The sequence below is a fragment of the Phycisphaerales bacterium genome (genome assembly GCA_035627955.1).
GTDB lineage: Bacteria > Planctomycetota > Phycisphaerae > Phycisphaerales > UBA1924 > JAEYTB01.
On the sequence record DASPKU010000002.1, the window covers coordinates 137827 to 162330 of the forward strand.

Consider the following 24504-nt stretch of genomic DNA (forward strand, 5'->3'; position numbering starts at 1 on the left):
CGTGATGAGATTCGATCGCTTACGCGATCGGCTCTTTACTTTTCTTCCGCGATCAGCCGCTCCATCAGCGCCTTCTCGGCGGCGCGGTACTTCTCGACCGCGCGGGTGAGGGTTTCGCTGGCTTCGGCGGCGCCATCGCCGGTCTGCACGGCCTTGAGGGCCTCGCTGGCGGCGCGGAGGTCGCTCGCGGCCTCGGCGTAGGCGCGGGTGGCGTCGTAGAGCACCTGCGTGCTCAGCTCCTTGGTGGTGGGAGTGTGGAGCAGGCGCCAGGGCTGGCTGCGGATCTCGATGGCGGTCAGCTTGAGCTGGTCGCTCATCAGCCGCAGGTTGGCCATTGTGCGGTGCAGGCTGGGCGTCTCTTGCTTGACCACGGTGGTGACGGTGGCGAGCGCGCCGGAGAAGGTGTCGAGGGCGTCGCGTCCCTTGGCGAGGGCGTCGTTGAGGTGCGTGAGGGTCTCGCGGTCGAGCTTGGCGGTGGCGCTCTCGAGGTTGGCGAGGATCTGCGTGAGGCGGTCGCGGTTGTCGGCAACGAGGCGGCGGACCTCGGTGGCGGTGGCCGCGGCGTCATCGAGGGAGGTCTCCGCATTGCTGAGCATGGGGTCGAGGCGCTGGGAGGCCTTCTCGATGTTCGCTGCCGTGCGGTCGACGAGGACCGACCACTCGCTGAGCTTGCTGCGGAGCTGGTTGATGAGTGCCTGGGCGTCGGAGAGGCTGGTCTCGACCATCGGGCCGGAGCGCTCGATGAGGCCGGCGACGCGCGCGAGCGAGGCTTCGAGGGAGGCGAGGGAGGAGCGCATCTGCGACACCTGCTCGCTGCCGAAGCCGGCCTGAGCCAGGAAGGCGGGCGGCGCGAGCTTGCCAGGGACGGTGTCGCCGGTCTCGACCTTCGCAGTGGCGCCGATGTGCTGGGGCACGCGCCCGGTGCCGACGCTGGAGATGTTGATGCTGCTGAGCGTGCCGAGCAGGGGGAGCTGGAGGAAGACGCCGGCGTCCTCGTAAATGGTGACGTCCGCGCGGGTCTCGACATCGACGACGACACCGGTCGGCACGCCGTCCTGGCGGGCGAAGTCCACGGCCAGCACGCGCCCGATCCGCTGCCCCGCGAGCAGTACCTCGGACCCGGGCTTGAGGCCGGTGGCGCCGTCCTCCAGCGAGAAGCGGACGGTGAAGCGGGTGAGGCCGCTCATGGGCGGGACAGAGCTGAGCTTGAAGCTGGCCCAGACGCCAAGGGCGAGGGCCGTGAGCACGAAGCCGCCGGCCAGGATGTTGTTCCGCGCTGCGCGGGTGGACATGGGTGCACTCTATCACGTTGTGAACAAGCCCGGAACGCAGTGACGGGTCTGTGGGCGGAGCGGCGTCGAAGGTGGCACGGCCCGCTCACTGCGTTCGGGGCTCGTACCGAACGTCTATCGCAGTCCCTCAGCCCCGGGTGGGTTCGATACTGGGAACAGCCAGCGGCCTGGTCATTCCGAACAGCTCGCGTTCGAGCAGCCCCTGGTCGCGCCGGTCGGTGATGGGGCCCTGGGCGTCGCCGCGGAGGAACTGGCGGATCAGGCGCTCGTCGGGGGAGAGGGCCGCGGCGGCGTCCTCGGAGGTTTTGCGGACGCGGTCATACCACTCGCGGGTATTGACGGTGAGCATGCGGCCCTTGTCGAGCATGGCCATGCGGTCGGCGATGGTGAAGGCCGAGTCCATCTCGTGGGTGACGACCACGCTGGTGACGCCGAGCTTCTTGCTGAGGTCGATGATGAGCTGGTCGATCTGGGCGCTGGTGACGGGGTCCAGGCCGGCGCTGGGCTCGTCGTAGAAGAGGATCTCGGGGTCGAGGGCGAGGGCGCGGGCCAGGCCCGCCCGCTTCTTCATGCCGCCGGAGATCTGCGAGGGGTACTTGTCGGCGTGCTCGAGCAGACCGACGAGCTCGAGTTTGATCTTCACCTGGATATCGATGATGTTGCGGGAGAGCTCGGTGTGCTCCTGGATGGGCAGGGCCACGTTCTCCGCGAGCGTCATGGAGTTGAACAGGGCGCCCGATTGGAAGAGGATGCCGAAGCGCTTGCGGACCTCGTCGAGGCGCGCGGGGGTGGCGGCGGTCATGTCCTCGCCAAGGACGTGGATCGAGCCCTCCTCGGGGCGGAACGAGCCGATGATGAGGCGGAGCAGCGTGCTCTTGCCCGAGCCGCTGCCGCCCATGATGACCATGGTTTCGCCGCGGCGGACCTCAAGGTTGACGCCCTGGAGCACGGCCCGCCCGTCGAAGCGTTTGACCACGCCCTGGCACTGGATGACGGGCTCGTCCATGAGGGTCCCTTGCGCGCTCTGCCCGGCTGCCGCGGCGATCAGCCGCCCGACGGGGGCTTGGGCGTCTCCGCGGGAGTCTCCGTCGGCTGATCGGCCGGCGCGTCCGCAGGATTCTCGGGTGTGGGAGCGGTCGGCGCGTCGGGCTTGGAGCCGTCGGGCAGTGCTGGCGTCGTGGGGTTGCTGCCGGGGGGCAGGCGGGCGGGGTCCCACAGGGTCCACTTGCTGCCCTTGGGGCTGGAGATGATCACGTTGGAGAACTGCGGCTGCTGATTGTTCTTGCTGCTGCTTCGGCCGGCGGGGTCGAGCTGCAGCCAGGCGACGCCCGAGCCCTTGTCAAAGGTCATCACGAGCGGGAAGACGTCGTTGCGGCCTTGCGCGGCCTGGAAGGCGTCGGCCGAGCCCATGGCGGCCTTGCCGAACTCGATCAGCGTGCCGGGGGCGCCGGTCACGTGCCCGAGCTCCGCCTGGTAGGAGGACCGGAAGGTGTCAAGGTCGGCGTCGGTGATGCGAGCGTTTGCCTCGGGGGTCAGCATGGTGCGGAAGGTGGTGTAGTCGCCGGTATCAAGAGCGCGGAACTTCTCGGTGAGCGGCGTCGCCACCTCGCGCTGGTAGCCGGCCCACAGATGCCCGCCGCCGATCGAAAGCCCCAGCCACACGGCCGAGACCACGAGCGAGATGATGATGCCGGCGATCGCCAGCCCGCGGCCCACCAGGCGGCCGTTGCTGTTGGCAATGACGATGAGGGCGGCGACGCCGAAGAGCGTGCCCAGCACGGCGGGGCCGGGCGGGCAGCAGATCAGGGAAAAGACCAGCGACAGCACGGCCATGACGCTGGTCCGCTGCTCGACGTAGGGCTCGGAGGGGTAGTTGGGGTAGCCCGGGCTGTACTGGCTCATGACCCCGAGGGTATGCGGGCAACCCCGTCGATCACGTCATCGACCTCCGCAACCGGTCCACGCACTCGATGACGATGGCCGCACCCTGCTCGATCTCGGCCGGGGTGGTCTCGCGCGAGAGGCTGAAGCGGACCGAGCCGTGGGCGACCTCCTCGGGCACGCCCATGGCCAGCAGGACCGGGGAGGGGTCGAGCGAGCCGGAGCTGCACGCGGCCCCGGCGGAGGCGCACAGGCCGCGCTCGCTGAGGAGCATCAGCAGGGCCTCGGCTTCCAGGCGCGGGAAGCCGATGTTGGTGGTGTTCCAGATGCGTGGCACGGCGGCTGCTCCGCGTGCCATGGCGACGTCTTCGTCGCTATGTCTTCCAGTGGGAGTTCCGTTGACCACCGCATCCGGCACAGCCCTCACAACGAGCGATTCAAACCGATCCCTCAGTCCTTGGAGCCGCTCGCGCTCGCCCGCATTCTTAAACCACTCCGCCGCCTCCGCGCAGGCTACGCCCGCGCCGATGATGCCGGCGACGTTCTCGGTGCCGCCGCGTCGACCCAGCTCCTGGGTGCCCAGGACGCGCGGGCGCAGCCGCACGCCGCTGCGCACCCACAGCACGCCGACGCCCTTTGGCCCGTGGAACTTGTGGGGGGAGAAGGTCAGCAGGTCGCAGGGGAGTTCGGTGACGGGCTCCTTGCCGACCCACTGCGTGCCGTCGCAGTGGAACAGCACGCCGCGTTCCCGGCAGAGGCGGGCGATGTTGGCCACCGGCTGCACGACGCCGGTTTCGTTGTTGCACCACTGCACGCTGACGAGGCCGACATCCGGTGTCAGCTTGGCGGCGAGGTCGGCGAGGTCGATGAGGCCGTGGCTCGAGAGGCGGAGCCAGCGGGTGTGCCCGGTCTTCTCCAACTCTTCGCCAATGTCACGCACGGCCGCGTGCTCGGCCTTGGTGGTCACGAGCACGCGCCGCGATTCGGGCAGGGCGTGCAGCACGCCGCGGACGGCGAGGTCGATGGCCTCGGTGCCGCCGGAGGTGAAGGTGATCTCGCGGGCTTTGGCCCCGATGAGGTCGGCGGCGGACTGGCGGGCGAGTTCCACCTGCTGGCGCGCGGCCTGGCCCGCTCGGTGCACGCTCGAGGGGTTGTGCCAGTACTCGCGGAGGGCTGTTTCCACCGCGCGCACCACCGCCTCGCTGGGGCGCGTGGTCGCGTTGTTATCGAGGTAGATGATGCGGGAAGGGTATGAGGGCGTGCGCTGGGTGTGCTGTTCAGGGCCGCGGGTCAGAACGGGGCCTTCTCGCCGAACTTCGCCGCGAGGTCGCGCAGGTGCCGCTTGAGGTAGGTGTCCTTGCCGAACAGGTATTCCATCATTGCGCGGGGGATGGCGTGCTTTACGCGCCCGCGCTCGGTGAGCGTGACGCGCGTGCCGCCGCCCTCGGGTGACACGAGGTACTCCCAGTTGCCGCTGAAGAACTGGGCGTCGTCGGCGATGGTGCCGACCATGCGGGTGGGCGGCTGGATCTCACTGAACACCAGCACGAAGCTGTTGCGGCCCATCTGCTGCTTCCACACGGGGTGCCCGTCGCGGTCGGGCAGGCGCTCCAGTTTGTTGATGCCCTTGACCCAGTTCTTATGGCCGGCGATGTCGGCGATGGTGTCCCACACGACCTGCTGCGGCTGGTTGAGCGTGATGGCGGCGCTGGCGGTGTGCTCCTCGGGCAGGCGCTTGCCGAGAAGGTGCATGGTCAGGAGGAAGAGCGCGAGCAGGCCGATGGCGGCGAGGGCGATGTAGAGCCAGATCATGGTGGACAGCATACCGGCGGGTTTGGTGCGTGCGAGACCCGTTGGGAACGAGCCCGAAACGCAGTGACGGGTCCTCCGGTCAACCTTGCACGCAGGGCTGCCCGGCCCGCTCACTTCGTTCGGGGCTCGTTACGAACGGTCGCCGCAAAGCTCATGACTTGCGCGCGATCAGCACGCCTTCCCGGATCGGGACGCACGCGGTAACGAAGGCGGGGTCCGCGGCGACCGTCCGGTTGAACGTGTCCACCGCGTGCTGCTCGGGGGTGTTGCTGTCGATCCACCAGTTGCCGGCGCCCAGGGCGTTGTCGGCGATGAACAGACCGCCGGGGCCGGATCATGGGGCGGAGGTGCTCGAAGTAGGCGAGGTACTCGGTCTTGACGGCGTCGATGAAGGCGACGTCGATGGACGCGGGGCCGAGCTCGCGGGCAAGGCGGGGGAGCACGTCAAGGGCCGCGCCGGTAATGACCTGCACGCGGTCGGCCAGGCCCGCGGCCTCGAACTCCCGCTGGGCGAAGGCCGCGTGCTTGGGCTCGAACTCGATGGCGATGAGGCGACCGGCGGGCGGGAGGGCGCGGGCGAGCCAGATGCCCGAGTACCCGGCCAGTGTGCCGACCTCGATGATGACGCCGCGGGCGGCGGGGGCCTGCGTGGCGGTGGTCGCGAGCAGCTGGAGCAGGCGGCCGACGTCGGGCGACACGGCGATATCGGGCAGCCCCGCGGCCCGGGCGCGGTCCATCAGCGTGGCAAGGTGCGGGTCCGACCCGCCGAACACGCGGGCGAGGTAGTCACGGGTCGCGTCCCACCGCTGCGGCGTCATCTCCATGAGATGAGCATAACCGCGACAAACGTGCCACCGAGATGTCCTCATCTCGGTGGCCTTGGTCTGCCTCAGCGAGTGTCGTCCGCCGATCCGGGACTTCGCCCGGAGCGGCTCAGTCTCGGCTTCTTGGAGAGCTCAGCTCGGGCGAGGCCTCACCCACGCACGCACGCGACGCGCGTACTCGCACGTGGACTTGCCTGCCTGTGCAACCTGGCGACCCGCCGTGCCCATGTGCGAGCCCACCGTGACGGTGGCGTCCTTGCACTTCACCGCGGCGCCCGCGACCTCGCGCCCCATGTCGCGGAAACCCGCGGCCGCGGCGGCGGCGTTGGCCTTCCAGTCCGCGGGTTTGCGGGCGGCCTGCTGACGCCCCACATGCTTGACCGCCCACACGCTGAGAACGCCCGCCAGCAGCGTGATCCAGCCCCACACAACCCACGCGGTGGGCGCGGTGAACGCGCCGGAGTCGGCCGCGGCGGAGACGCCGATGGCGGACGCGAATGAGGCGAGCAGGGTGGAGCCGAAGCCGGCCTTCAGCGTGCCCTTGATGCTCTCGGGGGCGAGCGCTTCGTCGCCAAAGGCCCACCACAGGCCCTTGTAGCCCCTCCAGGGCAGCGTGAGCAGCACGGCGAACGGGCGGCGGACCAGCGACAGGATGCGGCGCATAGGAGCCTCCGCCCTGTTATTGGGAGGCGAGCCGGCGGCATTTCAGGGGGGAAAACGGCAGCCCGGGCTGCTGGTTCACCGCGGCTTCGGGCTCTCCGGCGACAGCCCGGTCGAATGGTCGACTTTCGGTGGAATCGGTAGCGGGGCCGGCACAGCCTGGCCGCTGACGAGGTCGACACCCCACCCGGGCGGCAGCAGGTGGACGAGACCCCGGTGCAGCGAGGCCGCCTTGAGCGAGCCGGGCGCGAATGCCTCGAGCGCGTGCGCGCCGTCGAGTATCACCGATGATGCCGCGGTTGCCCCGGGGCGCACCGCGATGTTGATGTGCGTATCGAGGAAGGACAACTGCGTGCCGGGCGGGGCCATCACCGCCACCTGTCGCTCGCAAGAAATGGTGTTGATCCGCTCCATCACGGGGCGGGCGTCTGAATAAGGGTTGCCGACGACCCACACGGTCGGGCCGCCCCCCATCGTGGCGACGCGCGTCCACTCGGGCGATCCCCGCTTCGCCGGGTCTGGCGCGTCGCCCTGGGGCGCGGGCTGTGGCGCGGCGGTGAAGGGCACCTCTATCTCGGTGCTTGTGATTGACCAACCGCCCGTGCGCGCCGGCGTCGGTTCACGCGCCGTGATGAACTGGCGCGTCTTGAGGTCCAGCTTCGCGCCCGCGGGGGCGATCGTGATGAAGACGAAGGAAACCAGGGGCGGGCGGTCCTTGACGATCTCAATGCGCGAGCTGGGTGAGAGCTCCAGCAGCACGGCCACACCCTCGCCCTTCACCTCCGCCGTGCCATCGGGGGAGACGCACAGGGCGGTGCGGGCGTCCATCCCGACGCCGAGCACGTCGGCCTTGTGGACCTCCCGGGCGTGGGCCAGCATGGCCATCAGCCTCGGCAGCCGGGCCCGTTCGCCGAAGTGCGTGTCGAACAGCACGCCGGGGGCGAACCCGAGGTAGCCCTTCGTGAGCGTGAGGTCGGGGTGGCGGGCGTCCTTGACGATCTCGTCGGGGTGCAGTGAGCCGTTGACGGCGTCGTAGCTGAGCTCGCCGAGGATGGCGCAGCCCGCGCTCGTGCCGCCCACAACCCCGCCGCGCTTGAACACCTCGCGGATCGCGGCCTCGGTTTTGGTGCCGCGCCACATCTGGACGTAGCGGCTCTGCGACCCGCCCCGGATGAAGATGATGGATGCGGCGGTGATGGCGTCGTAGGTCTCCTGGGTGTCGGCGTTCCTCTCGGTGATGACGAGGCTCTTGGCGGACTTCGCGCCCGCCTTCACGAAGGCCGCTTCCCGCGGGTCGGGCTGGTCGGTCGCATCGAGCTCCACCGCGCCGAGCAGCACCACGTGCCCGTTCCCACCCTTCGCGGCCATCCACCCGTACATCTCCGCGGCCCAGGGGCCACGCCCGGTGCCGCCGCCCTCGGCGCAGAGATAGCCCTGGGCGAGGGCGTGTTGAAGGCACAGGAGAACGGCGGCCGTGGCGGCGAGAAGTCGCATGTGTTAGTGCTCCAGGAGGTCGCGCAGGGCATCCAGCCGCGCGCCCCATTGCTCTTTGACGCGCTTGCCCGCCGCGGCGGAGGGCAGCTTGCTGTGCTGCACGGTCACCTGGGCCTTGCTGTCGCCCTTGGGGTAGAACATGACCTCCAGGTTCGTGCCGTCGCCCCACGTGATGCGGATGGAACGGTCCTGCGTGGCCTTGCGGACGGTGAAGTCATCGGGCAGCCACTTGGCGCGGGCGCGGCCATTCCAGGCGTTGTAGAGGTCGCTGATCGGCACGTTGATGGTGCGGCTGGCGCTCACGGAGAAGCCGTCGGGACGCTCGTGCTTGGCGCGCAGGCCGCGGTCGCGCTCGTAGGCGACCGTGACCATCTGGCACCACCACTCGGGCACGGCGTGCGCGTCGTGCAGGTGCTCGGCGGCGAGCTTGTGGTTGTGCTCGCCGAGCTTTCTGGCGAAGGTGTCGAGAACCTTGAACCAGTGGGACTGTGGCTTGCCGGTGGCGCGCTCGACCGCCCCGTCAGAGATGCCCGCGGCGGGCTTCGCGCCTGCCGCTTTCTTAGACGTGGCGGCTTTCTTCGCGACCTTTGCGACGGTTTTACCAGTGCGTGCGGGGGTGGCGGTCTTCGTCGGCATGGACGGCAGGATACCGCGCGGGCTGCGTCCGCCAAGCGCGGTTCACTTGATCCTGAGCAGCCGCTTCTCGATCTCGGCCGCGAGGCGGGCGGCTAGGCGTGTGTCCTGCGAGACCGGGACGTTGTACTCGCCGCCCACGCCCTGGGCCGCGGCCTGGGGGTCGCTGGCTGTGGTGGTCATGCCGATCGCCCGCGACGACACGCGGACGCCGGGGCTTTGACGCCGGTACACGGTCACCTCGACACGTCCGCGCAACAGGCCCGCGGGGTCGACGGGTGCCGGCTCGCCCGCGTCGTTCTCGAACGTGATGCGGACGACGCGTGACTGGTTGTTTACGGTGTCGTCCACCTCCTGCGAGAGCGAGGACTGATCCTTGTCCCACATGGAGACCAGCCCGGCGGTGGCCTTGGGCTGCGTGGTAATGACGCCCTGCTGGGCATCGACGCGCTCGAGCTGGAAGCGGTAGTCGCGGAGCGTCTCACGCGCGGCGTCGAAGGCGGCGGCGTAGCGGCCGGTGCCGACCTGGAACTCGGGTGATGTCGGGCGGGAGCAGCCGACGAGGAGCAGAGCGGCGAGGAGCAGCGGCAGGGCCTTCAGCATGTGCACCATGGTACCGGTCTAGAGCGCCGCAGCACACTGCTGTACCAGCTCCCACAGAGCCCGCACGTGGCGCTCCTGCGTGCGGGTCGCGCCGATGGCCGCGCGGATGACGTACTTGCGGACGCCGCCAACCTCCACGACCGTGTGGGTGATAAAGGCACGCCCGGAGGCGTTCACGGCGTCGAGGAGCCGCTTGTTGCGCTCGTCGGCGGCGGGGCCCTCGCCGCGGAGGCGGAAGCAGACGAGGTTCAGCCGCCGCTCGCCGATCAGCTCGAAGCGAGCGTCGGCACGGACGAGGTCTTCGAGGAACCCCGCCAGCCGCACGTGCTCGCGGATCTGCGCCCGCAGGCCTTCGACCCCGTAATGCCGCAGCACGAACCAAAGTTTCAGGGCTCGGAACCGTCGGCCCAGTGGCACCTGCAGGTCGCGGAAGTCGGTGACGGCGCCCGAGTCGCTGGCGGTGTTGCGGAGGTACTCGGGGGTGATGGAGAGGGCGTCGATGAGGCCGCGCTTGTCGCGCACCCAGAAGCAGTCGCAGTCGAAGTTGGTCAGCAGCCACTTGTGCGGGTTGAAGCAGAAGGAGTCGGCGTGCTCGACGCCCTCGAGCATCCAGCGGAACTCGGGGCACACACACGCGGAGCCCGCGTGCGCGGCGTCGATGTGCAGCCACGCCCCGCCCCGCGCCGCCGCGATGTTCACGATGCTGTCGAACCCCAGCGTCCCCGTCGTCCCCAGTGTCGCGCACACGAAACACGGCCACTTCCCGGCCGCGATGTCATCGGCGATCATGCGGGCGAGCGCGGGAGCATCCATCGCGAACGACGCGTCCACCGGCACCAGCCGCACGTGCTCGCGGTCCTCTGGTCCGCTGGCGATCCCCGCGATCATGGCCGCCTTGATGATCGACGAGTGAGCCTGCTCGGACGCGTACACCGTCAGCGCATCCGCCCGTCCCAGCCCTGCCGGCGGGCACGCTGGCGCGCGGCCACCAGTGCAACGAGCGCGGCCTCGCTGGCCGTGCCCTGTATGACGCCCGCGCCCTTGCCCGAGTCGCTGCGCCACTCCCGCGGCAGGCCCATCGCCTCGACCAGCCAGTCGAGCACTCGCTCCTCGAGCTCTGTGCACGCGGGGCTGGTGGCCCACAGCATGCCCTGCACACCGAGCCCGGCGCTCAGCAGCTCGCCCAGCACTGCGGGGCCCGACGCGTTGGCAGGGAAGTAGCCGAAGAAGCTCGGGCTCTGCCAGTGCGTGACGCCGGGGAGGATGGTGCGCTCGAGGTCTTCAAACACCGCTGACCACGCCTGATCCGCGGGCGCGGCGGCGAGCTGCGGCCAGTCTCCCTCTCCCGATTCATCTGACGGCTCCGCCCCGAGCGAGCCGAGCCCCGACTCCGGTGGCGACTCGGGAAGCCCGCCCTTCACCTCACCCGGCGTCACCCGCGACAGCACCGGCAGCGACTCCACGCGGTCCCAGTAGGCCGCGATCCAGTCGACCATGCGGTGCCCCAGCGCGCGGAACTCCTCGCTGGTCATGTGCGGAACGGGGCTCGAATCGTCGGGCGTCATGGGCGTCAGCGTACCCACCGGTGATGAGACCGGTGGGCAAGGGCGGCTTCGTACACTCCCCGTCATGAACCCCGCCGGGAACCGGATTCTTGCCCGTATGCTCGACCGGCTGTTCGCCGCGATCGTCAGCGGGCCGAGCCTCAACTGCCGCCCGCACAGCAGCCGCCAGCGCGTGGACCTGATGCAGCTAGGCAAGCTGGCTGACCGTGAGCCGGCGGCCGCGCTGCACGACCTGCTGTCCGACGGCGCCGCATTCGAGCTCACCTCCCGCCTCAAGCCGCCGGCGCGCCTGGCGACGCAGGTGCGCTTCCGCAAGAAGTCCGAAGGCGAGGGTTCGGAGACGCCTCTGGACCCCTCTGAGTCCGCGGCGCAGAAGGCGTGGACCGAGCAGAACTCGCTGCTGTCCAAGCTCCGGGTGCTCATCGAAGAAGCTCGCACGTACGAGAACGACACGGGCGCGTACGTGCTCAACGTCGGCTACCCGCTGGTGAGCCTGCCACCGGGCGCGAGCTTCGGCAAGCACCAGGGCACGCGCCGAATCCTCGCGCCCATCGCGTTCATCCCGGTGGCGGTGACGCTGAAGGCCGGGGCGAGCGCGGGCGTGCGGGTGGAGTGCAAGTCCGACGAGGTGGACCGCGTCGTTGCGAACGACGCGCTGCTGGCGTGGATCGAGCAGAACACCGGCAAGAAGGCCGAGACGCTGTTCACCGACGACGAGGGCGTCAACACCTGGCGCGAGATCGCGGAGCTGGTGCGGCACGCGTGCGCGGCCCTGAAGCTCGATGTCCCGGCGCTGTTCCAGGCGGACACCCTCCCCGCGACCCTGCCGCTGGAGGCGGCGCCGAAGGCGGAGGAGGGCGAGGCGAAGCCCGCGATCATCAACGCGGCGGTGCTGGGGCTGTTCCCGATGGCCAACCAGGGGCTGCTGCGGGACACGCAGGCGATGCTGGCTGGCGAGAGTGTGCGGGGGCCCGTGGAGAGCTTCCTGCGCGCGGATGTGTCGCTTGACGCCTCGGTTGCGGAGCAGGCCCCTGAAGAGCCGACGCCCAGAAAGAAGCGGCCGAAGGTCTTTGCCACCGAGCGGCTGGTCGCGCCGGCGGACCCGTGCCAGGCGCGGGCGGTGGCCCTCGCACGCACGAGCGCCGGGCTCGTCGTGCATGGTCCGCCCGGCACGGGCAAGTCGCAGACCATCACGAATATCATCGGCGACCACCTCGCCCGCGGCGAGCGCGTGCTTTTCGTCTGCGAGAAGCGCACGGCCCTCGACGTGGTGGCCAACCGTCTCACGGCGTTGGGGCTGGGCTCGCTGTGCGCTGTCGTGCACGACCCGCAGCGCGACCAGCGCGAGCTGTACATGAGCATCCGTGAGCAGCTGGAAACGCTCGCCGAAGTCAAGACGCACCCCATGGCCGAGCAGCGGGTCGCGAAGATCGACCAGGAGCTGGGCACGCTGCACGCCGAGCTGACCGGGGTGCACGACGCCCTGTCGCGTGCTCCCGATGGTGAGGAGATGTCGCTGCACGCGCTAGTGGGGCAGTGGCTGGCGCTCACGGCCGAGGGCAGTGCCACCGCGCTCGATGGCCTCGAGGGCGTGTCGCTGCACGAACTGGAGCCCGTGCTGCCGGTGGTGCGCGAGGCGTTGCAGCGGGCCCTTGATGTGTCGTACCCGACCAACGAGTGGAGCAGGGCCGCGGGGGTGGAGCTGGCGACTCTGGTGAGCCGGCCGATGGACCACTTCCGCGGGCTGCTCGCGCGGTGCGTGGAGGCCGCGAAGGCAGCCGACGCGACCATCGACCCGCGCATCCCGCCGTTCGGGCCCGCGGTTCCGTTGGGTGAGCAGGCCGCGAAACGCGAGCAGCTGCGCGCCGCGCTGACCCACGCCTTCGCGGAGGCCACGCGCGAGACGCGCACCTACTGGGCGAACATGCCACCTGCTGACGTCGCCGTCAAGCTGCGGCTGGCCAAGGACGCGCGCCCGGCCCTTGAGACCTTCCGTGCCGGCTCGCCGGACCTCGAGCTGCTCGCGAGCGTGCAGGGCGTGCCGACCGTGGGGGTGCTGTCGCAGCAGATCGGTGCTTTGGAGGCGTACCTGCCCACCGCTAGCAAGTGGTGGGGGTTCCTCGCGTTCGGAAAGAAAAGTGCCGCGGCGAGGGTTCTGACGCCACTGGGCCTGCCCGTGAACGCCGCGGCCGCGACGCGGGGGCGCGACTTCCTGACATGGCTGCGGGCGATGCTGATCCTGAACGCTGTCGCGGAACAACTCGAAGGGGTGAGGCAGACACCCACGCTGCCCGACCATCTTGCTGTGGAGCGCCGGTTCCAGTCGCACGCGGCGGTCCTGGGCGTGCTGGAGCTGCTCACCGACCCGGCACTGGAGAGCGTCGGGCCGCTCGTGCGCGAGGCCCTGCGGAAGGATGCCGCGCCGGAGCTCCTGGAAGGGCTGCGGCTCGCGGGGGCGCGGGCGAAGGCGCTGGGGGTGATGGAAGAAGCGGCGAGCGGCACGGCGATGTTCAGCGGCGAGTGGCTCACGGGCTCGGTCGCCACTTTCCGCGGCGGCGCGGCAGCGGAACCGACGTTCAGCGCGCTGCTGGCGAGCCTGCGAACTCTCGAGGATGTGCTCCGCATAAGGGAGGCGCTGGCCGGCCTCCCAAAGCCACTGAGCGCGGCCACCGAGTCCCTCATCGCGGCGTCTACCGACCCCGTCGCGGGCATCCGCGCCCTCGAGCGCGAGGTCACCAGCGCCGAGATCACCCGCCGCCTCGCCGACAACCCCAAGCTCCAGTCCCTCGACCCCCGGCGCGTGCAGACGCAGTTCGACCGCTACCGAGAGCTCGACGAAGAGAAGCGGCAGAAGGTCCGCGACGCGGTGTTGCACCGCTGGACCGCCAGGGCCAAGGAGCGGCTGCTGGCGTCAACAGGGTCGCGACTCAGCCCCGAGGGCGCGGACGTGCGACGCCGCCTCACCACCCGCGGTCGGAACGCCATGCGCCTGCGCCAGGTGCTCGCCCTGGGTCGCGGCATGGAGCGCGGCGACCCGCTCATGGAGCTGCGCCCCGTGTGGATGGCCAGCCCCGAGACCGTGGCGCAGATCTTCCCGCGCGAGCAGCTCTTCGATGTGGTCATCTTCGACGAGGCCAGCCAGTGCCGCCTGGAGGAGGCCCTGCCGGTCCTCACGCGCGGCAAGCGCGTGGTCATCGCCGGCGACCCCAAGCAACTCCCGCCCACGCGCTTCTTCGAGACCACGCTCGCCGTGAGCGAGAACGAGGAGATCGAGAGCGATCAGCAGCTCTTCGAAGCCCAGCAGAGCGAGGTCGAGGACCTGCTCGGTGCGGCCCTGGGGCTCGACATCCAGCAGAGCTACCTCGACGTCCACTACCGCTCCCGCAACAGCGACCTCATCGAGTTCAGCAACGAGCACTTCTACGCGCGCCGTTTGCAGGCGATCCCCGGCCACCCCCGCAACCGCGTGCGCTACGCCCCGCTCACGCTCTACCACGTCGGCGGCACGTACGAGGATCGCACCAACGAGCGCGAGGCGGACCGCGTGTGCCAGATCGTCCGCGACCTGCTCAAACGGGCCGACCCGCCCAGCATCGGCATCGGGTGCTTCAACCTGGCCCAGCGCGACCTGATCCTGGAGAAGCTCGACGAGCTGGCCGCGGCCGACCCGGCGTTCGCCACATCGCTCGCCAAGGCCCGCGAGCTGCGCCGTAAGGGGGCCTTCGAGGGCCTGTTCGTCAAGAACCTGGAGAACGTGCAGGGCGACGAGCGCGACCACATCATTATCAGCACGACCTACGGCCCCGCGCCCGACGGGCGGTTCTACCGCCGCTTCGGACCGCTCGCACAGCCCGGCGGCGGGCGGCGGCTCAACGTGCTCGTCACCCGCGCCCGCGACGAGGTGCACCTGGTCACGTCGATCCCGCGCGAGGTGTACACCGCGCTCCCGCCCATCCCCCAGGGCCAGCAGCCCGGCGGCGGGTGGCTGCTGATGTCGTACCTCCTGTACGCCGAGACCCTCGCGGCCAAGTACAGCCTCATCCAGAGGGCCCTCGAGCTCGACGCCGACGCCCGCGAGAACCCCTCGCCCTCCATCCCGGACCCCAACGTGGAGGTGAAGTCGCCGCAGCCGATGCCGACTGATGAGGTCATCATCGAGAAGACGCGGGCGCCCTCAACCCTCGCCGCGTCGCTTGCGGGCGCGTTGAAGACAGAGCAGCACGTCGGCTCGATCGTGCACTGGGGCAACGACGGCTTCTGCGTCGATGTGGCCGTCCGCCACCCGCGCGAGCCCGACGGCGTCACCATCGGCGTCCTCTGCGACACGACGCGGTTCCCGCTCGCGGACGACCCCGTGGAGTGGGACATCTTCCGCACCGACATCCTCACCGGGCAGGGGTGGAACCTGCTGCGGCTGTGGTCGCCCGTGCTGTTCCGCGATCCGCGGGGCCACCTGGAGGAGATCGCGAGGCGTGCGGACGCGGAGCTGGCGCGCGGGAATGACAAGAGCGCTGAGTGAGGGACGATACAGGCGCGAAAGTGAACATGCTCACCCAGAGCGGTGAGCATGCCACGCCTCTTTCTCACTGGTCGCGGGTCACTGCATCCCCACCAGCGCCATCTGCTTGTCGTACTCCAGCCGGAAGGTGTACTCCACGCTCGCGGCGGTCGTGCCCACCGCCTGCGGCGGCACCACGAGGTCCCACCGCAGCACGCCGTCCTTCTTCTGCGTCTTCACGTACTCCTCGGCCTCGCTCAGCGTCTCGCTGACGCGCACCATGGTCACGCGGATGTCACTGGCCTGTACGCCGGCCTGCGGGTTCGCCTGCACCTTTGGCAGCAGGTCCAGCAGCCGCACCGGCGCGGGGGCCGCGCCGAAGTTCTCGAGCGTGAGGCGGTAGGTGAGCTCGACGACGCGGTTGCCGCCCTGGATGGTCTCGGTGCGCTCCACCAGCTCGCGCCCGGCCTTGAGGCTGCTGTCGATGCCGAACCCAGCCATGAACCGCTCGCCCACAGAGACCGTGGGCAGGGCGCCGCTGCCCACGAAGGCGCCGTCGAGGTAGGCCGTGATGGGACCGGCGAGCAGCACCATGGTGCTGGTGTTCACCGCCGCGGCCTCGTCGTACACGAAGTCGGTGAGCACGGGCGTGGCGACCTTGGTGAACTCAGCCTTCAGCGGCAGTGCGGCGATCTGGATGAGCTGCTGGTCGCTGCGGCTGGGCATGCTGGTGCGGCCGGGGATGGTGTAAGTGACGGCGAGCCCCTCCTCGCGCCCCTGACGGGTGGAACCCGCGCCGCGCTCCACCTTCTGTGCGGAGACCAGGTCGAGCACCGCGATGTTGGCCGCGTAAGTGTTGAGGGCCGACTCGGCGGCGTCCTTCTCGGCCGCGGGCCCGGCCTTGCCCTGCACGCGCGATTGGGCCACCTGACGCTGCTTGTCCAGCAGCTCGCGCCGGGCGTCGTGATACGCCAGCTGTTGCGCAGGCTGCGGCGCGTTCGCGGGCGCCGTGAGACCGATGACCATCGACGTGAGCGTGGGCGCCTTGGCCACCAGCGACGGCGTCGCGGTCGAGAGCGTCATGTTCACGCCGCTCCAGTCCTCGCCGCTCATCTGCTGGATGTTCGCGTAGTACTCCAGGTTGAGTGTGCGCTCGCCATCACCGGCCGCCGCCCGCATGGTGTACGAGGGCGCCCAGGTGGCACCGTCCACCAGGTACCGCAGCGTGATCTCCCCGCCCGCGCCGGCCTCGGAACCTACCAGCACCACGGCCTCGTGCACCGTCCGCGACGACCCCGCCGTGAGCAGGTCCCGCTCGCGCTGGAGCTGTTCGGCCTCACGCGAGAGACGGCGGACTTCGACGCCCAGCGCCGCTTCCTCGTCCCACATCTTGCCCCGCTGGGCGCGCATGAAGGTCGCCAGCCGCTCCAGCGTCTCGGCGTTGAGCACGCCGCGGGTCAGCTCGACCGTCGCGGCGGGGGCGATGAAGTTCTGCAGTGACGCGAGCACGCTGCGGTGCTCGTTGATGAGCTCGATCTTCTTCTGAGCGAAGCCGCGCTGGTCGTTGACCGCCTCCAGCCGCTCCTCCAGCTTGCGGACCTCCTCGCGGGTGTCCTGCACGACCGGCCGCTGCCGGAACCGCACGCTGCGCACCTTCACGCCGTCACGGCTATCCGCGTGCACGCTCTCTGGCCTGATGCGGGCGGGCAGGTCGGTGATGATGACCTCGCGTACCGACCCGGCGGCCTCCGCGACACCCTTGGCCGCGGGCACCGCGACGATGCGCGAGACGAGCGCCTGGCCACGGTAGACGGTGACGGAGTCGATCTGGCCGCGGGTCTCCAGCGGCTGCGGCGCGCCGGCCTGGGCGAGCGCGAGTGCGGGTGTGAGGACGAGCGCAACAGCGGTGTAACGGGCGAGTCGCATGGCAGGCTCCTTGTGTCTGCATGAAACTACGCCGGCGAGCCATGAGCGCTCGTAACCAGCAGGTAACGGCGTGTTCCTAGAGACTGTCCCGCACAGGCTCGCGAGCAGCCCGCGGCAGCAGCACTCTCCAGAGCGCCACCGTGACGATGAGCCCAAGCACCAGAGTGCCGCCAAACCCGACGACGCCGCGGAGGAGGACAACGAGGCCCTCCTCCCACTGGTCGCGTGCGAGATGCACCGGCACGGCGCGCCCATTCACAATCGAATACCGGGAGTGCCGTTCGTCGCGTCCGAACGATTGCACGAACGTCACCGTGCCGGGCAAGTCTGAATCGCCCATTCGAATGCCGTTTGGCGATGGGTTCGCGCTCTTCCTGAGGACCGGCAGGAGCCCCGCAAGCCACACTTGCGGCTCCGCCGGTGGCGTCAGCGTCAGGTCCGCTCGCCGCACGTACACGCCCTCAGTCTGCACCCACGTCCCGCTCTCCTCGAGCGGGGTCATTGATACGGCGCGGTTCAACTCCCCGACCAGCGTTCCGCCCGGAGCATCGAAGGTCTGGAGCGGCGCCTGCACCGGGAAGCCGACGATCAGAAACGCCGGGGGCGGCGCTTGTGACGATGACGCTCTCCACTCCACCTTGGGAGGAGGATCGACCCACGCCTTGCAGCCCTTCGCCAGCAGGAACCACGCGAGCGCCACCAGCACGATGAGTGCCACGCGCCGCAGGTCGCGCCGTTCGTACAGGACCAGGCTCATTCAGGCAGCTTATCGAGCTCTACCCGCACGCGCTCCGCGATCCGCTTCACCGCATCGGGCCCGAAGTCGAACGTGAGGCCGCTGGCGCGGAAGAGCTCGGGGAGTGGGCGGCTGCCGCCCAGCGACAGGCCCTTGATGTACAGCTCCACCGCCGACTTCTCGCCCTTCTCGAGCGAGTGCAGCCACAGCTGCAGCGCACCGAGCCGGGCGATGCCGTACTCGATGTAGTAGAAGGGGTGGCTGAAGAGGTGCAGCTGACGCTGCCAGATCCAGCGGCGGTACTTCTCAAGGCCCGTCCAGTCGATTCGGCTGCCGAACCGCTCGTCGAGTCCGAGCCAGAACGTCGCCCGCTCCTCGCGGGTGTGCTTGGGGTTGCCGTACACCCACAGCTGGAACGCGTCGATCTGGGCAATCCACGGCAGCAGCAGCAGCGAGTGCTTGAGCTGCTCGCGGGCGGCGCGGGCCCAGTCTTCGTCGCTGGCATAGAACGAGCGCCAGTGCGGCATGCTCAGCAGCTCCATCGACATGCTCGCCACCTCGGCGAACTCGATGGGGCTGTGCCGGTACTCCACCAGCGGCTCCTCCTCGCACAGCATGCTGTGGAACGCGTGCCCCGCCTCGTGCACCATTGTCTCCACGTCCTTGTGCATGCCCGCCGCGTTCATGAAGATGAACGGCCGGCGCGTGCGGTCGCGCATGTACTGGTACCCGCCCGGGGCCTTGCCCTTGCGGCTGTCCAGGTCCAGGCACGCGCCGTCGCGGGCGCCGCGGGACTCCTCGCCCGTGCCCAGGCGCGCGAACATCTCGGCCAGGCGCGCGTCAAGCCGACGGAACGTCGCCAGCGACTTGTCCATCAGGTCCTTGCCGCCGTTGAAGGGCTTGAGCGGCCCGCGCCCCTTGGGGTCAACCCCGAAGTCCCACGGCCGCAGCGCGTCGAGCTTCAGATCGGCCGCGCGCTTCCTGTCGAACTCGCGGACGAGCGGCACGATCGCCTCCTCCACGCCCGCGTGGAACTGGCGGCACGCCTCGACCCCGTAGTCGAAGCGGTGCTTGCTCTTGAACGCGTAGCCGACGTAATCCTCAAAGCCCGCGTTCCGCCCGACCTTGGTCCGCAGCGCGACCATCTCCTCGTACACATCGTTGATGGCGGTGACGTCCTGGAAGCGGCGGTCCATGACCGTCCGCCATGCAGCCTCGCGCTTGGCGCGGTCGGGCAGCTCCTGGTACTTGGCCATTTGCGGGAGCGTCTTCTCCTCGCCCTCAAACTGCACCGACATGGCCCCGGCGATCTGGTCGTACTTCTGGCTGAGCTTGGCGAGCTCGGTCTCCAGCGGCACGTTCTCCTCGCGGAAAAGCTCGACGTCGGCCTGGGCCGCGCGGAGCAGCACGCCGTAGCGCCCGGCATCCAGTGGGAACTTCTTCGCGAGCTCCACCAAGCGCTTGTCGAGCTCAAAGAACAGCGGGGTGAGCCTGGGGGCGACGTTCTCGATGTACGACGCGTAGGCCTGCTGCGCCGCCTTGCCGTCGGTGTCGCAGCTCATGGAGATGTAGAGGTTGGCCCTGCCCTCGCTGCACGCGGCCGCGAGCTCGCTGCGGTCCAGCAGCCACGCCTCCAGCTCCTCTGCCGAGCGCACGGGCCGCTCGAGCAGGGCTTTGAACAGCGGCTCGAGGGCGTCAAAGCGGGTCGCGTCGAGGTCGGCCGGAACGAGTGTGGTGCTGATGGTGGGCATGAACGGATGGTAGCCGGAGGCAAAAACGAGAAAGGCCCGGCGGTGGTCCGCCGGGCCCTCAGTTTCAGTGGTCTCGATGGTGGTCAGCGCCTCAGCGGCGGGCCAGCTCGCGGATCAGCTTCTCCTGCTCCTTGACCCAGTCATCGAACTCGTCCATCAGCATGTTGAAGGCCATGAAGGAGAAGTTGGGGTTGTTCTTCACCATGCGCTGGATCTGCTCGAGGGCCTGGCGGGCCTTGCCCAGGAACTTGCCGCGGTCCTCGGGCGGAGACTGCGCCGCCATGTTGATGGCGGTGGTGTAGTCGACCTGGTACTTGCGGGTCAGGTCCTCGTCCTTCTTGACCTTCTTGCGCCACTCCATGTTGTTCTTTTCGGCAGCGCTGATCGGCCAGGGGAAGCCGCGGACGTTGTTGCCAACCCACTCGAGCTCGGTGTAGCCCATCGCCTTGGTGAGCTCCTCGAGGGTCTCGCAGGTGCCCTTGGAAAAGCCGCACTTGAGGGCGGTCTCGGAGTTGAAGGTGAGCACCTCGCCGATGGGATTGATGACCATCTCGCCGCTGGTGACGTCGCCGTACCAGTCGACCTTGCCGTTCTCGCGGACGGTGCAGGAGAGGGGCTGCTGGATCTGCATAGCGCGGGCGATGAGCGGGTGGTGGCCGCCGCGGGCGGAGATCTTCTCCATCCGGTGCAGGACCTCCTCGAGGCCGCGGCCCTTGGTGGCGTTGAGGGCCCCCGAGTACTGCGTCGCAGCGCCGTAGTTGCCCTGGCGGGTGAAGTAGATGTCTTCCATGCAGTGGGAGGTCATGGCCGCGGCCGAGATGGCCGAGTCGATCCAGGCAACGGTCCGCCACCGCTTCTTGTACTCGTTATGGATAACGTCGGAGAGCTTCTGCACCTCAAGGGTGAGGCCGCCGCCGGAGTGGACGCGGAGCACCACGATGCCGGTGCCGTCGGTGCCCAGTTCCTTCTCGAGGATGGGGATCATCTGCTCGAGCTGGTGGGCGGTCATGTAGATGCCCACCATGTGGCCGTTCTCTTCATCGCCCAGCGTGATCACCGCGGCCTTGGGGGCGCCGGTGTTCTTCTTCGGCGCGGGCGCGGCGGTGGTGGCGGCAGCGCCCGTCGTGCCGGCAACCGGGCCGCGCTCGACGGAGGCGACCTCATCGGCGGAGAAGAACTCCTCGCGCTCGATGCCGCCGATGGTGGTCTTGATCCAGATGTGGCCGGACTCCTCGCGGGCGATGGTGCCCTCGACGGTCTTGCCACTCTTCAGGACGACTTTGTCGGCCAGGCCGGTCGTCGCGAGCACCGCGACACAGACGAGCATGGCCAGCGATCGGAGCAGGGACGTGATTCGGGTCAACATGGGTTTGTACCTCTTGCGTTACCGCTTGTCTGCGAGTTGACGGAGCTTGATCTGGTCGATGCCGATCATGATCTCGGACACAGGCGGGATGCCGTTCTCGCCGAGCCACTGCTCGAGACCCTCGCCCCACTTCTGCATCAGGGCCTTGATCTCCTCGAGCTTGCGGATTTGCAGGCCGCGGGCGCGGGTGCGCTCCTGATAGTCGCCCTGCACCTGGATTTCCTGGTACTCCTCGAACAGGGTCACGATCCGCTTCTTGGCGTTCGCCACGCCGTCGACCCATTCCTTCTGGATCTGCTTGGCCCGCCCGGGGATGAGGACACCGGTGCGCTCAAGGCCCATGGCGTGGAGCAGCTCGTCGCGGGTGTCGACTGTGCCCCTGGACAGGCCGACCAGCTTGGCCGTCTCGGCGTTCATCGTGAGCACGTCGTTGCCGGTCCAGCGCACGCGCTCACTGAGGGAGTCGAAGTTGCCGCCCATGCCGTCATCAGTGAGCAGGACCTCGCCCGGGGCCTGTGGGTAACCCTCGAAGAGCTCCACCTTGCCATCACGGACGCGGTAGCTCATCACGAACTCGGAGCGGCCCATGGCCCGAATGATCATGGGGTTGTAGCCGCCCTTGATCGCCCAGCCCTCGGCGTGACGCAGGAACGCGGAGCGGAGCTTCTCACGAACCACCTCGTCGCCGGTGTTGCCGTAGAGCTGGCTGAGGTTGCCGATGCCGCCCATGCGGGCCTCGCTCGAGAAGTAGATTTCGGGAGCGCACAGGGGCACGAACGCCGCGCCGGCCATCGCCTGCTTCACCCAGAACACGATGCGCGGCGGCTTGTGGTTGTACTCGGTGGGCAGCTCATTGACGAGCACGGGCAGGATCTTCTCGGCGCGGAAAATGCCCTGGAAGTCGGAGTCCTGGTCGTTGGCCTTGTCGGCGTTGATCACCCCGTCCTTGTCGTTCCAGTCGGCGTCGAGCTCAAAGACGATGACCTCGGCGTTGTTTCGCTTCGCGTCCCGGATGGCGTTGCGGATCGGGGTCTCCGAGATCTCCTGCCCGAACTCGCCCTTGAGCTCGACCCAGTAGATGCCCGTCTTGCCGTCGCGGCTTTCCGCGGCCTTGTCGCTGCCGCCGCTGCTCTTGAGCGTCGGGGCGGCGGTGTTGGACGGGGCCGCCGGAGCATCGCCGGTGGTCTTTGCCACGCCACGCTTGATCGTCAGGATGTCCGACATCGGGTACTCGGTCTCGGCCTCGATGCCGGCGATAAGCCCCTTGAAGCGGATGGCAGAGGCCGTCTCCGACACGATCTTGCCCTCAAGCGTGCGGCCGTTCTTGAAGATGATGATGTCCTGCGTGGACGCCGTCTCCTTCGCGCTGCTCTCGGTCTGCGAAAGTGCCGCGGTCGGAACGGTGCAGAGGCCGATCACCGCCGCCAACGCGGAGGTCGCGACCTTGTTCTTCCAAGCTCTGTTCTTCATGGGTGCCACCTCAATCAGGTCTTCGGAGCCCTTGGCCAAGCCGCGGGCCGCCGCAAGAGAACACTGTCCCTAACAAAATACCGGTCCAAGCATACCACGCAGGCAGCGGGGAACGGGCCCCGGGGGCGAACGCCCTCCTCCTCAGACGCGCATCCCGCGGGCCAGTTCCAGCGCCGCGTCACGATTCTGGACCCGCCCCTCAAGCTGCGCGTCGTACACCCCGTCGAGGATCACCTTGAACCGGGGGCCGGGGGTGAGGCCCATGGCGGTGAGGTCGTCGCCGGAGACATACGGATCCGGTTTCAGCCCGCCGTGGGTCTGGGCAAGTTCGCCGACCCGGGCCTCCACCCGAGCGGCTGTGGACGGGTCCTTAGCCCGCAGCACACTGGTGGCCTCCCAGAACCACGCCGAGGCCGCGAGCCGCTTCTGGCGGGCGACTGGCAGGCTGTCCCATTCGCGTTCGAGGGTGGGAAGGGTTGCCAGAATGAAGGCAAACTGATCCCGAACGTCGTTGCTCAGGGTAAGGGTGTTGCGGAACTGTTGCACCAGGGGGAGGGGGGCGAGGCCCACCACCCCCAAATCGAGTGCCCACGCGGCCAGGGCGGTCGCAAAGCCGACCTCCGCGGGGAGATTCGACAGCGTGCGCCAGCTTCTCGGACCTTGAGCCCCCGACTGGAGGAACACCGGCCGCTCCAGACCCAAGGAGTGGATGAGGGCCGCGCCCTGGGCGCGGCTGGGGTGCTCGGCGATCCGGCGGACTTCCTCGCCGATGCGTTCGCGGCTGACGCCCTGAAGGTCCGACGCGTGCCGGGTGATGGCGGCGGCGGTGGGGGGGTCGATGGTGAGGCCGAGCTTGGCGGCAAGGCGGGCAGCGCGGAGGGCCCGAAGGTGGTCCTCGGCCAGCCGCTGGTCGGGATCGCCCACGGCCCGGAGCACCCGCCGCTCCAGATCGGCGATGCCGCCGACAAAGTCGATGACCCGCCCGTGGGCGGCGACGGGGACGATGGCCGCGCCGGGGGCGTGCTCGATGGGTGGCGAGGGGTGGTCGGCGAGGATGGGGTCGAGGAAGAGGGCGTTGACGGTGTAGTCGCGCCGGTGGGCGTCCTGGAGGGGGTCGCTGAAGGTGACAGTGTTGGGGCGGCGGCGGTCGGTGTACTCGCCGTCGGAGCGGAAGGTGGCGACCTCGATGACCTCGCTGTCGATGCGGACGAGCATGACGCCGAAGGAGGCGCCGACCTCGGCGGTGCGGGGGAAGAGGGCGGCGATGCGGTCGGGGCTGGCGTCGGTGGCGACGTCGTAGTCGGTGGGGGTGAGGCCGAGCAGCTCGTCACGGACGCAGCCGCCGGCGAAGTAGGCGATGTGCCCGGCGCCGGTGAGGGTGCGGACGATGTGCTCGGCGGCCTTGCGGGCGGAGAGGTGGTGTGAGGGTCTTCCCACGTGCTGAGTCTAAGAGGGAAGAGCTACCGCGGAGTTGCGCGGAGAGGGCGGAGTGGCGCGGAGTTTGGAATCAGGGTGTGGAAACTCAGCGCAACTTCGCCTGCTTCGCGCAACTCCGCGGCTACTGCCTTGGGTGGGAGCTGCAGGCGGGCTGGTGGGGCACGGCCGCGCGTGCCTCGTCGAGAAACTCGACGCCGCGGCGCAGGTGCGGGATGACGATCGATCCACCGACGATGAGGGCGACGTCGAAGGTCTCCCAGAGCTCCTCGTCGGTCGCGCCGGCCTTCACGCACTGGTCGATGTGGTAGGCGATGCAGTCGTCGCAGCGGAGGACCATCGAGGCCACCAGGCCGAGCAGCTCCTTGGTCTTCGCTGAGAGCGCGCCGTCCTCGTAGGTCTTGCCGTCGAGAGAGAAGAATCGCTTGGTGACCAGCGTGCCACCCATCCGCGGCGAACCGTCGGCGTTGGTGCCGCGCTGGTCATCCTCGCCGAGGATGCGGCAGTTCATCTTGGAGCGGTACTGCTGGAACTGTTCGTAGCGTGACATGATGGATGA

At 69.1% G+C, this 24504-nt stretch carries 20 protein-coding genes; 1 reads left to right on the plus strand and 19 read right to left on the minus strand.

Annotated elements, in window-relative coordinates:
• Nucleotides 1-35 precede the first annotated feature (35 nt).
• From VD997_02780 to VD997_02835, 12 genes are all read right to left on the minus strand, one after another.
• Nucleotides 36-1292 carry an MlaD family protein gene (locus tag VD997_02780; GenBank protein ID HYE60897.1) on the minus strand — a complete coding sequence of 419 codons (1257 nt, stop codon included), beginning with the start codon at nucleotides 1290-1292 and terminating at the stop codon, nucleotides 36-38.
• Between the two features lie 127 nt (nucleotides 1293-1419).
• Entirely contained in the window at nucleotides 1420-2298 is an 879-nt protein-coding gene (locus VD997_02785; protein ID HYE60898.1) for an ABC transporter ATP-binding protein, read from the minus strand.
• Nucleotides 2299-2336: 38 nt separating this feature from the next.
• Nucleotides 2337-3194, minus strand: coding sequence for a hypothetical protein (locus VD997_02790; GenBank protein ID HYE60899.1), 858 nt, complete (start codon nucleotides 3192-3194; stop codon nucleotides 2337-2339).
• Nucleotides 3195-3225: 31 nt separating this feature from the next.
• Entirely contained in the window at nucleotides 3226-4545 is a 1320-nt protein-coding gene (locus VD997_02795; protein ID HYE60900.1) for a cysteine desulfurase family protein, read from the minus strand.
• Nucleotides 4464-4985: an SRPBCC family protein gene (locus VD997_02800; GenBank protein ID HYE60901.1), complete on the minus strand. Its 522-nt coding sequence runs from the start codon at nucleotides 4983-4985 to the stop codon at nucleotides 4464-4466. Before VD997_02800 ends, VD997_02795 begins: the two co-directional genes overlap by 82 nt.
• A 110-nt stretch (nucleotides 4986-5095) precedes the next feature.
• Nucleotides 5096-5809: a class I SAM-dependent methyltransferase gene (locus VD997_02805; protein HYE60902.1), complete on the minus strand. Its 714-nt coding sequence runs from the start codon at nucleotides 5807-5809 to the stop codon at nucleotides 5096-5098.
• A gap of 132 nt (nucleotides 5810-5941) precedes the next feature.
• Nucleotides 5942-6472: a hypothetical protein gene (locus VD997_02810; protein ID HYE60903.1), complete on the minus strand. Its 531-nt coding sequence runs from the start codon at nucleotides 6470-6472 to the stop codon at nucleotides 5942-5944.
• Nucleotides 6473-6547: 75 nt separating this feature from the next.
• A complete protein-coding gene (locus VD997_02815) occupies nucleotides 6548-7963 on the minus strand; it encodes a cyanophycinase (GenBank protein HYE60904.1) in 1416 nt (471 codons plus the stop codon).
• Between the two features lie 3 nt (nucleotides 7964-7966).
• On the minus strand, nucleotides 7967-8599 hold the full coding sequence (locus tag VD997_02820) for an SRPBCC domain-containing protein (protein ID HYE60905.1): 633 nt from the start codon (nucleotides 8597-8599) through the stop codon (nucleotides 7967-7969).
• A gap of 42 nt (nucleotides 8600-8641) precedes the next feature.
• Nucleotides 8642-9199 carry a hypothetical protein gene (locus VD997_02825; protein HYE60906.1) on the minus strand — a complete coding sequence of 186 codons (558 nt, stop codon included), beginning with the start codon at nucleotides 9197-9199 and terminating at the stop codon, nucleotides 8642-8644.
• 18 nt (nucleotides 9200-9217) lie between these two features.
• The gene (locus VD997_02830) at nucleotides 9218-10132 is read right to left on the minus strand and encodes a pyridoxal-dependent decarboxylase (protein HYE60907.1); all 915 of its coding nucleotides are present in this window, start codon (nucleotides 10130-10132) and stop codon (nucleotides 9218-9220) included.
• Nucleotides 10133-10134: 2 nt separating this feature from the next.
• Nucleotides 10135-10764 (minus strand): pyridoxal-dependent decarboxylase, encoded by a 630-nt coding sequence (locus VD997_02835; GenBank protein ID HYE60908.1) that lies wholly within the window; start codon nucleotides 10762-10764, stop codon nucleotides 10135-10137.
• Nucleotides 10765-10828: 64 nt separating this feature from the next.
• Between VD997_02835 and VD997_02840 the strand changes: the two genes are divergently transcribed.
• Nucleotides 10829-15283, plus strand: a complete 4455-nt coding sequence (locus VD997_02840; protein ID HYE60909.1) for an AAA domain-containing protein — start codon at nucleotides 10829-10831, stop codon at nucleotides 15281-15283.
• A 78-nt stretch (nucleotides 15284-15361) separates the two neighbouring features.
• Here the strand turns inward: VD997_02840 and VD997_02845 are convergent, their stop codons facing one another.
• From VD997_02845 to VD997_02875, 7 genes are all read right to left on the minus strand, one after another.
• The gene (locus VD997_02845; protein HYE60910.1) at nucleotides 15362-17188 is read right to left on the minus strand and encodes a mucoidy inhibitor MuiA family protein; all 1827 of its coding nucleotides are present in this window, start codon (nucleotides 17186-17188) and stop codon (nucleotides 15362-15364) included.
• Nucleotides 17189-17264: 76 nt separating this feature from the next.
• Entirely contained in the window at nucleotides 17265-17945 is a 681-nt protein-coding gene (locus VD997_02850) for a hypothetical protein (protein HYE60911.1), read from the minus strand.
• The gene (locus VD997_02855) at nucleotides 17942-19675 is read right to left on the minus strand and encodes a M3 family oligoendopeptidase (protein ID HYE60912.1); all 1734 of its coding nucleotides are present in this window, start codon (nucleotides 19673-19675) and stop codon (nucleotides 17942-17944) included. Before VD997_02855 ends, VD997_02850 begins: the two co-directional genes overlap by 4 nt.
• Nucleotides 19676-19766: 91 nt before the next feature.
• Complete coding sequence (locus tag VD997_02860; GenBank protein HYE60913.1) at nucleotides 19767-21002, minus strand: hypothetical protein; 1236 nt, start codon at nucleotides 21000-21002, stop codon at nucleotides 19767-19769.
• A gap of 57 nt (nucleotides 21003-21059) precedes the next feature.
• A complete protein-coding gene (locus VD997_02865; protein ID HYE60914.1) occupies nucleotides 21060-22511 on the minus strand; it encodes a hypothetical protein in 1452 nt (483 codons plus the stop codon).
• 141 nt (nucleotides 22512-22652) lie between these two features.
• Nucleotides 22653-23948: a CCA tRNA nucleotidyltransferase gene (locus VD997_02870; GenBank protein ID HYE60915.1), complete on the minus strand. Its 1296-nt coding sequence runs from the start codon at nucleotides 23946-23948 to the stop codon at nucleotides 22653-22655.
• 121 nt (nucleotides 23949-24069) lie between these two features.
• Nucleotides 24070-24495 (minus strand): carboxymuconolactone decarboxylase family protein, encoded by a 426-nt coding sequence (locus VD997_02875; GenBank protein HYE60916.1) that lies wholly within the window; start codon nucleotides 24493-24495, stop codon nucleotides 24070-24072.
• Nucleotides 24496-24504 lie beyond the last annotated feature (9 nt).

Coding starts and splice junctions, on each gene's coding strand:
- VD997_02875 (HYE60916.1), bottom strand. CDS start 24,495: ATGTCACGCTACGAACAGTTCCAGCAGTACCGCTCCAAGATGAACTGC.
- VD997_02840 (HYE60909.1), top strand. CDS start 10,829: ATGAACCCCGCCGGGAACCGGATTCTTGCCCGTATGCTCGACCGGCTG.
- VD997_02825 (HYE60906.1), bottom strand. CDS start 9,199: ATGCTGAAGGCCCTGCCGCTGCTCCTCGCCGCTCTGCTCCTCGTCGGC.
- VD997_02820 (HYE60905.1), bottom strand. CDS start 8,599: ATGCCGACGAAGACCGCCACCCCCGCACGCACTGGTAAAACCGTCGCA.
- VD997_02865 (HYE60914.1), bottom strand. CDS start 22,511: ATGAAGAACAGAGCTTGGAAGAACAAGGTCGCGACCTCCGCGTTGGCG.
- VD997_02835 (HYE60908.1), bottom strand. CDS start 10,764: ATGACGCCCGACGATTCGAGCCCCGTTCCGCACATGACCAGCGAGGAG.
- VD997_02785 (HYE60898.1), bottom strand. CDS start 2,298: ATGGACGAGCCCGTCATCCAGTGCCAGGGCGTGGTCAAACGCTTCGAC.
- VD997_02810 (HYE60903.1), bottom strand. CDS start 6,472: ATGCGCCGCATCCTGTCGCTGGTCCGCCGCCCGTTCGCCGTGCTGCTC.
- VD997_02790 (HYE60899.1), bottom strand. CDS start 3,194: ATGAGCCAGTACAGCCCGGGCTACCCCAACTACCCCTCCGAGCCCTAC.
- VD997_02855 (HYE60912.1), bottom strand. CDS start 19,675: ATGCCCACCATCAGCACCACACTCGTTCCGGCCGACCTCGACGCGACC.
- VD997_02860 (HYE60913.1), bottom strand. CDS start 21,002: ATGCTCGTCTGTGTCGCGGTGCTCGCGACGACCGGCCTGGCCGACAAA.
- VD997_02815 (HYE60904.1), bottom strand. CDS start 7,963: ATGCGACTTCTCGCCGCCACGGCCGCCGTTCTCCTGTGCCTTCAACAC.
- VD997_02780 (HYE60897.1), bottom strand. CDS start 1,292: ATGTCCACCCGCGCAGCGCGGAACAACATCCTGGCCGGCGGCTTCGTG.
- VD997_02800 (HYE60901.1), bottom strand. CDS start 4,985: ATGATCTGGCTCTACATCGCCCTCGCCGCCATCGGCCTGCTCGCGCTC.
- VD997_02845 (HYE60910.1), bottom strand. CDS start 17,188: ATGCGACTCGCCCGTTACACCGCTGTTGCGCTCGTCCTCACACCCGCA.
- VD997_02850 (HYE60911.1), bottom strand. CDS start 17,945: ATGAGCCTGGTCCTGTACGAACGGCGCGACCTGCGGCGCGTGGCACTC.
- VD997_02805 (HYE60902.1), bottom strand. CDS start 5,809: ATGGAGATGACGCCGCAGCGGTGGGACGCGACCCGTGACTACCTCGCC.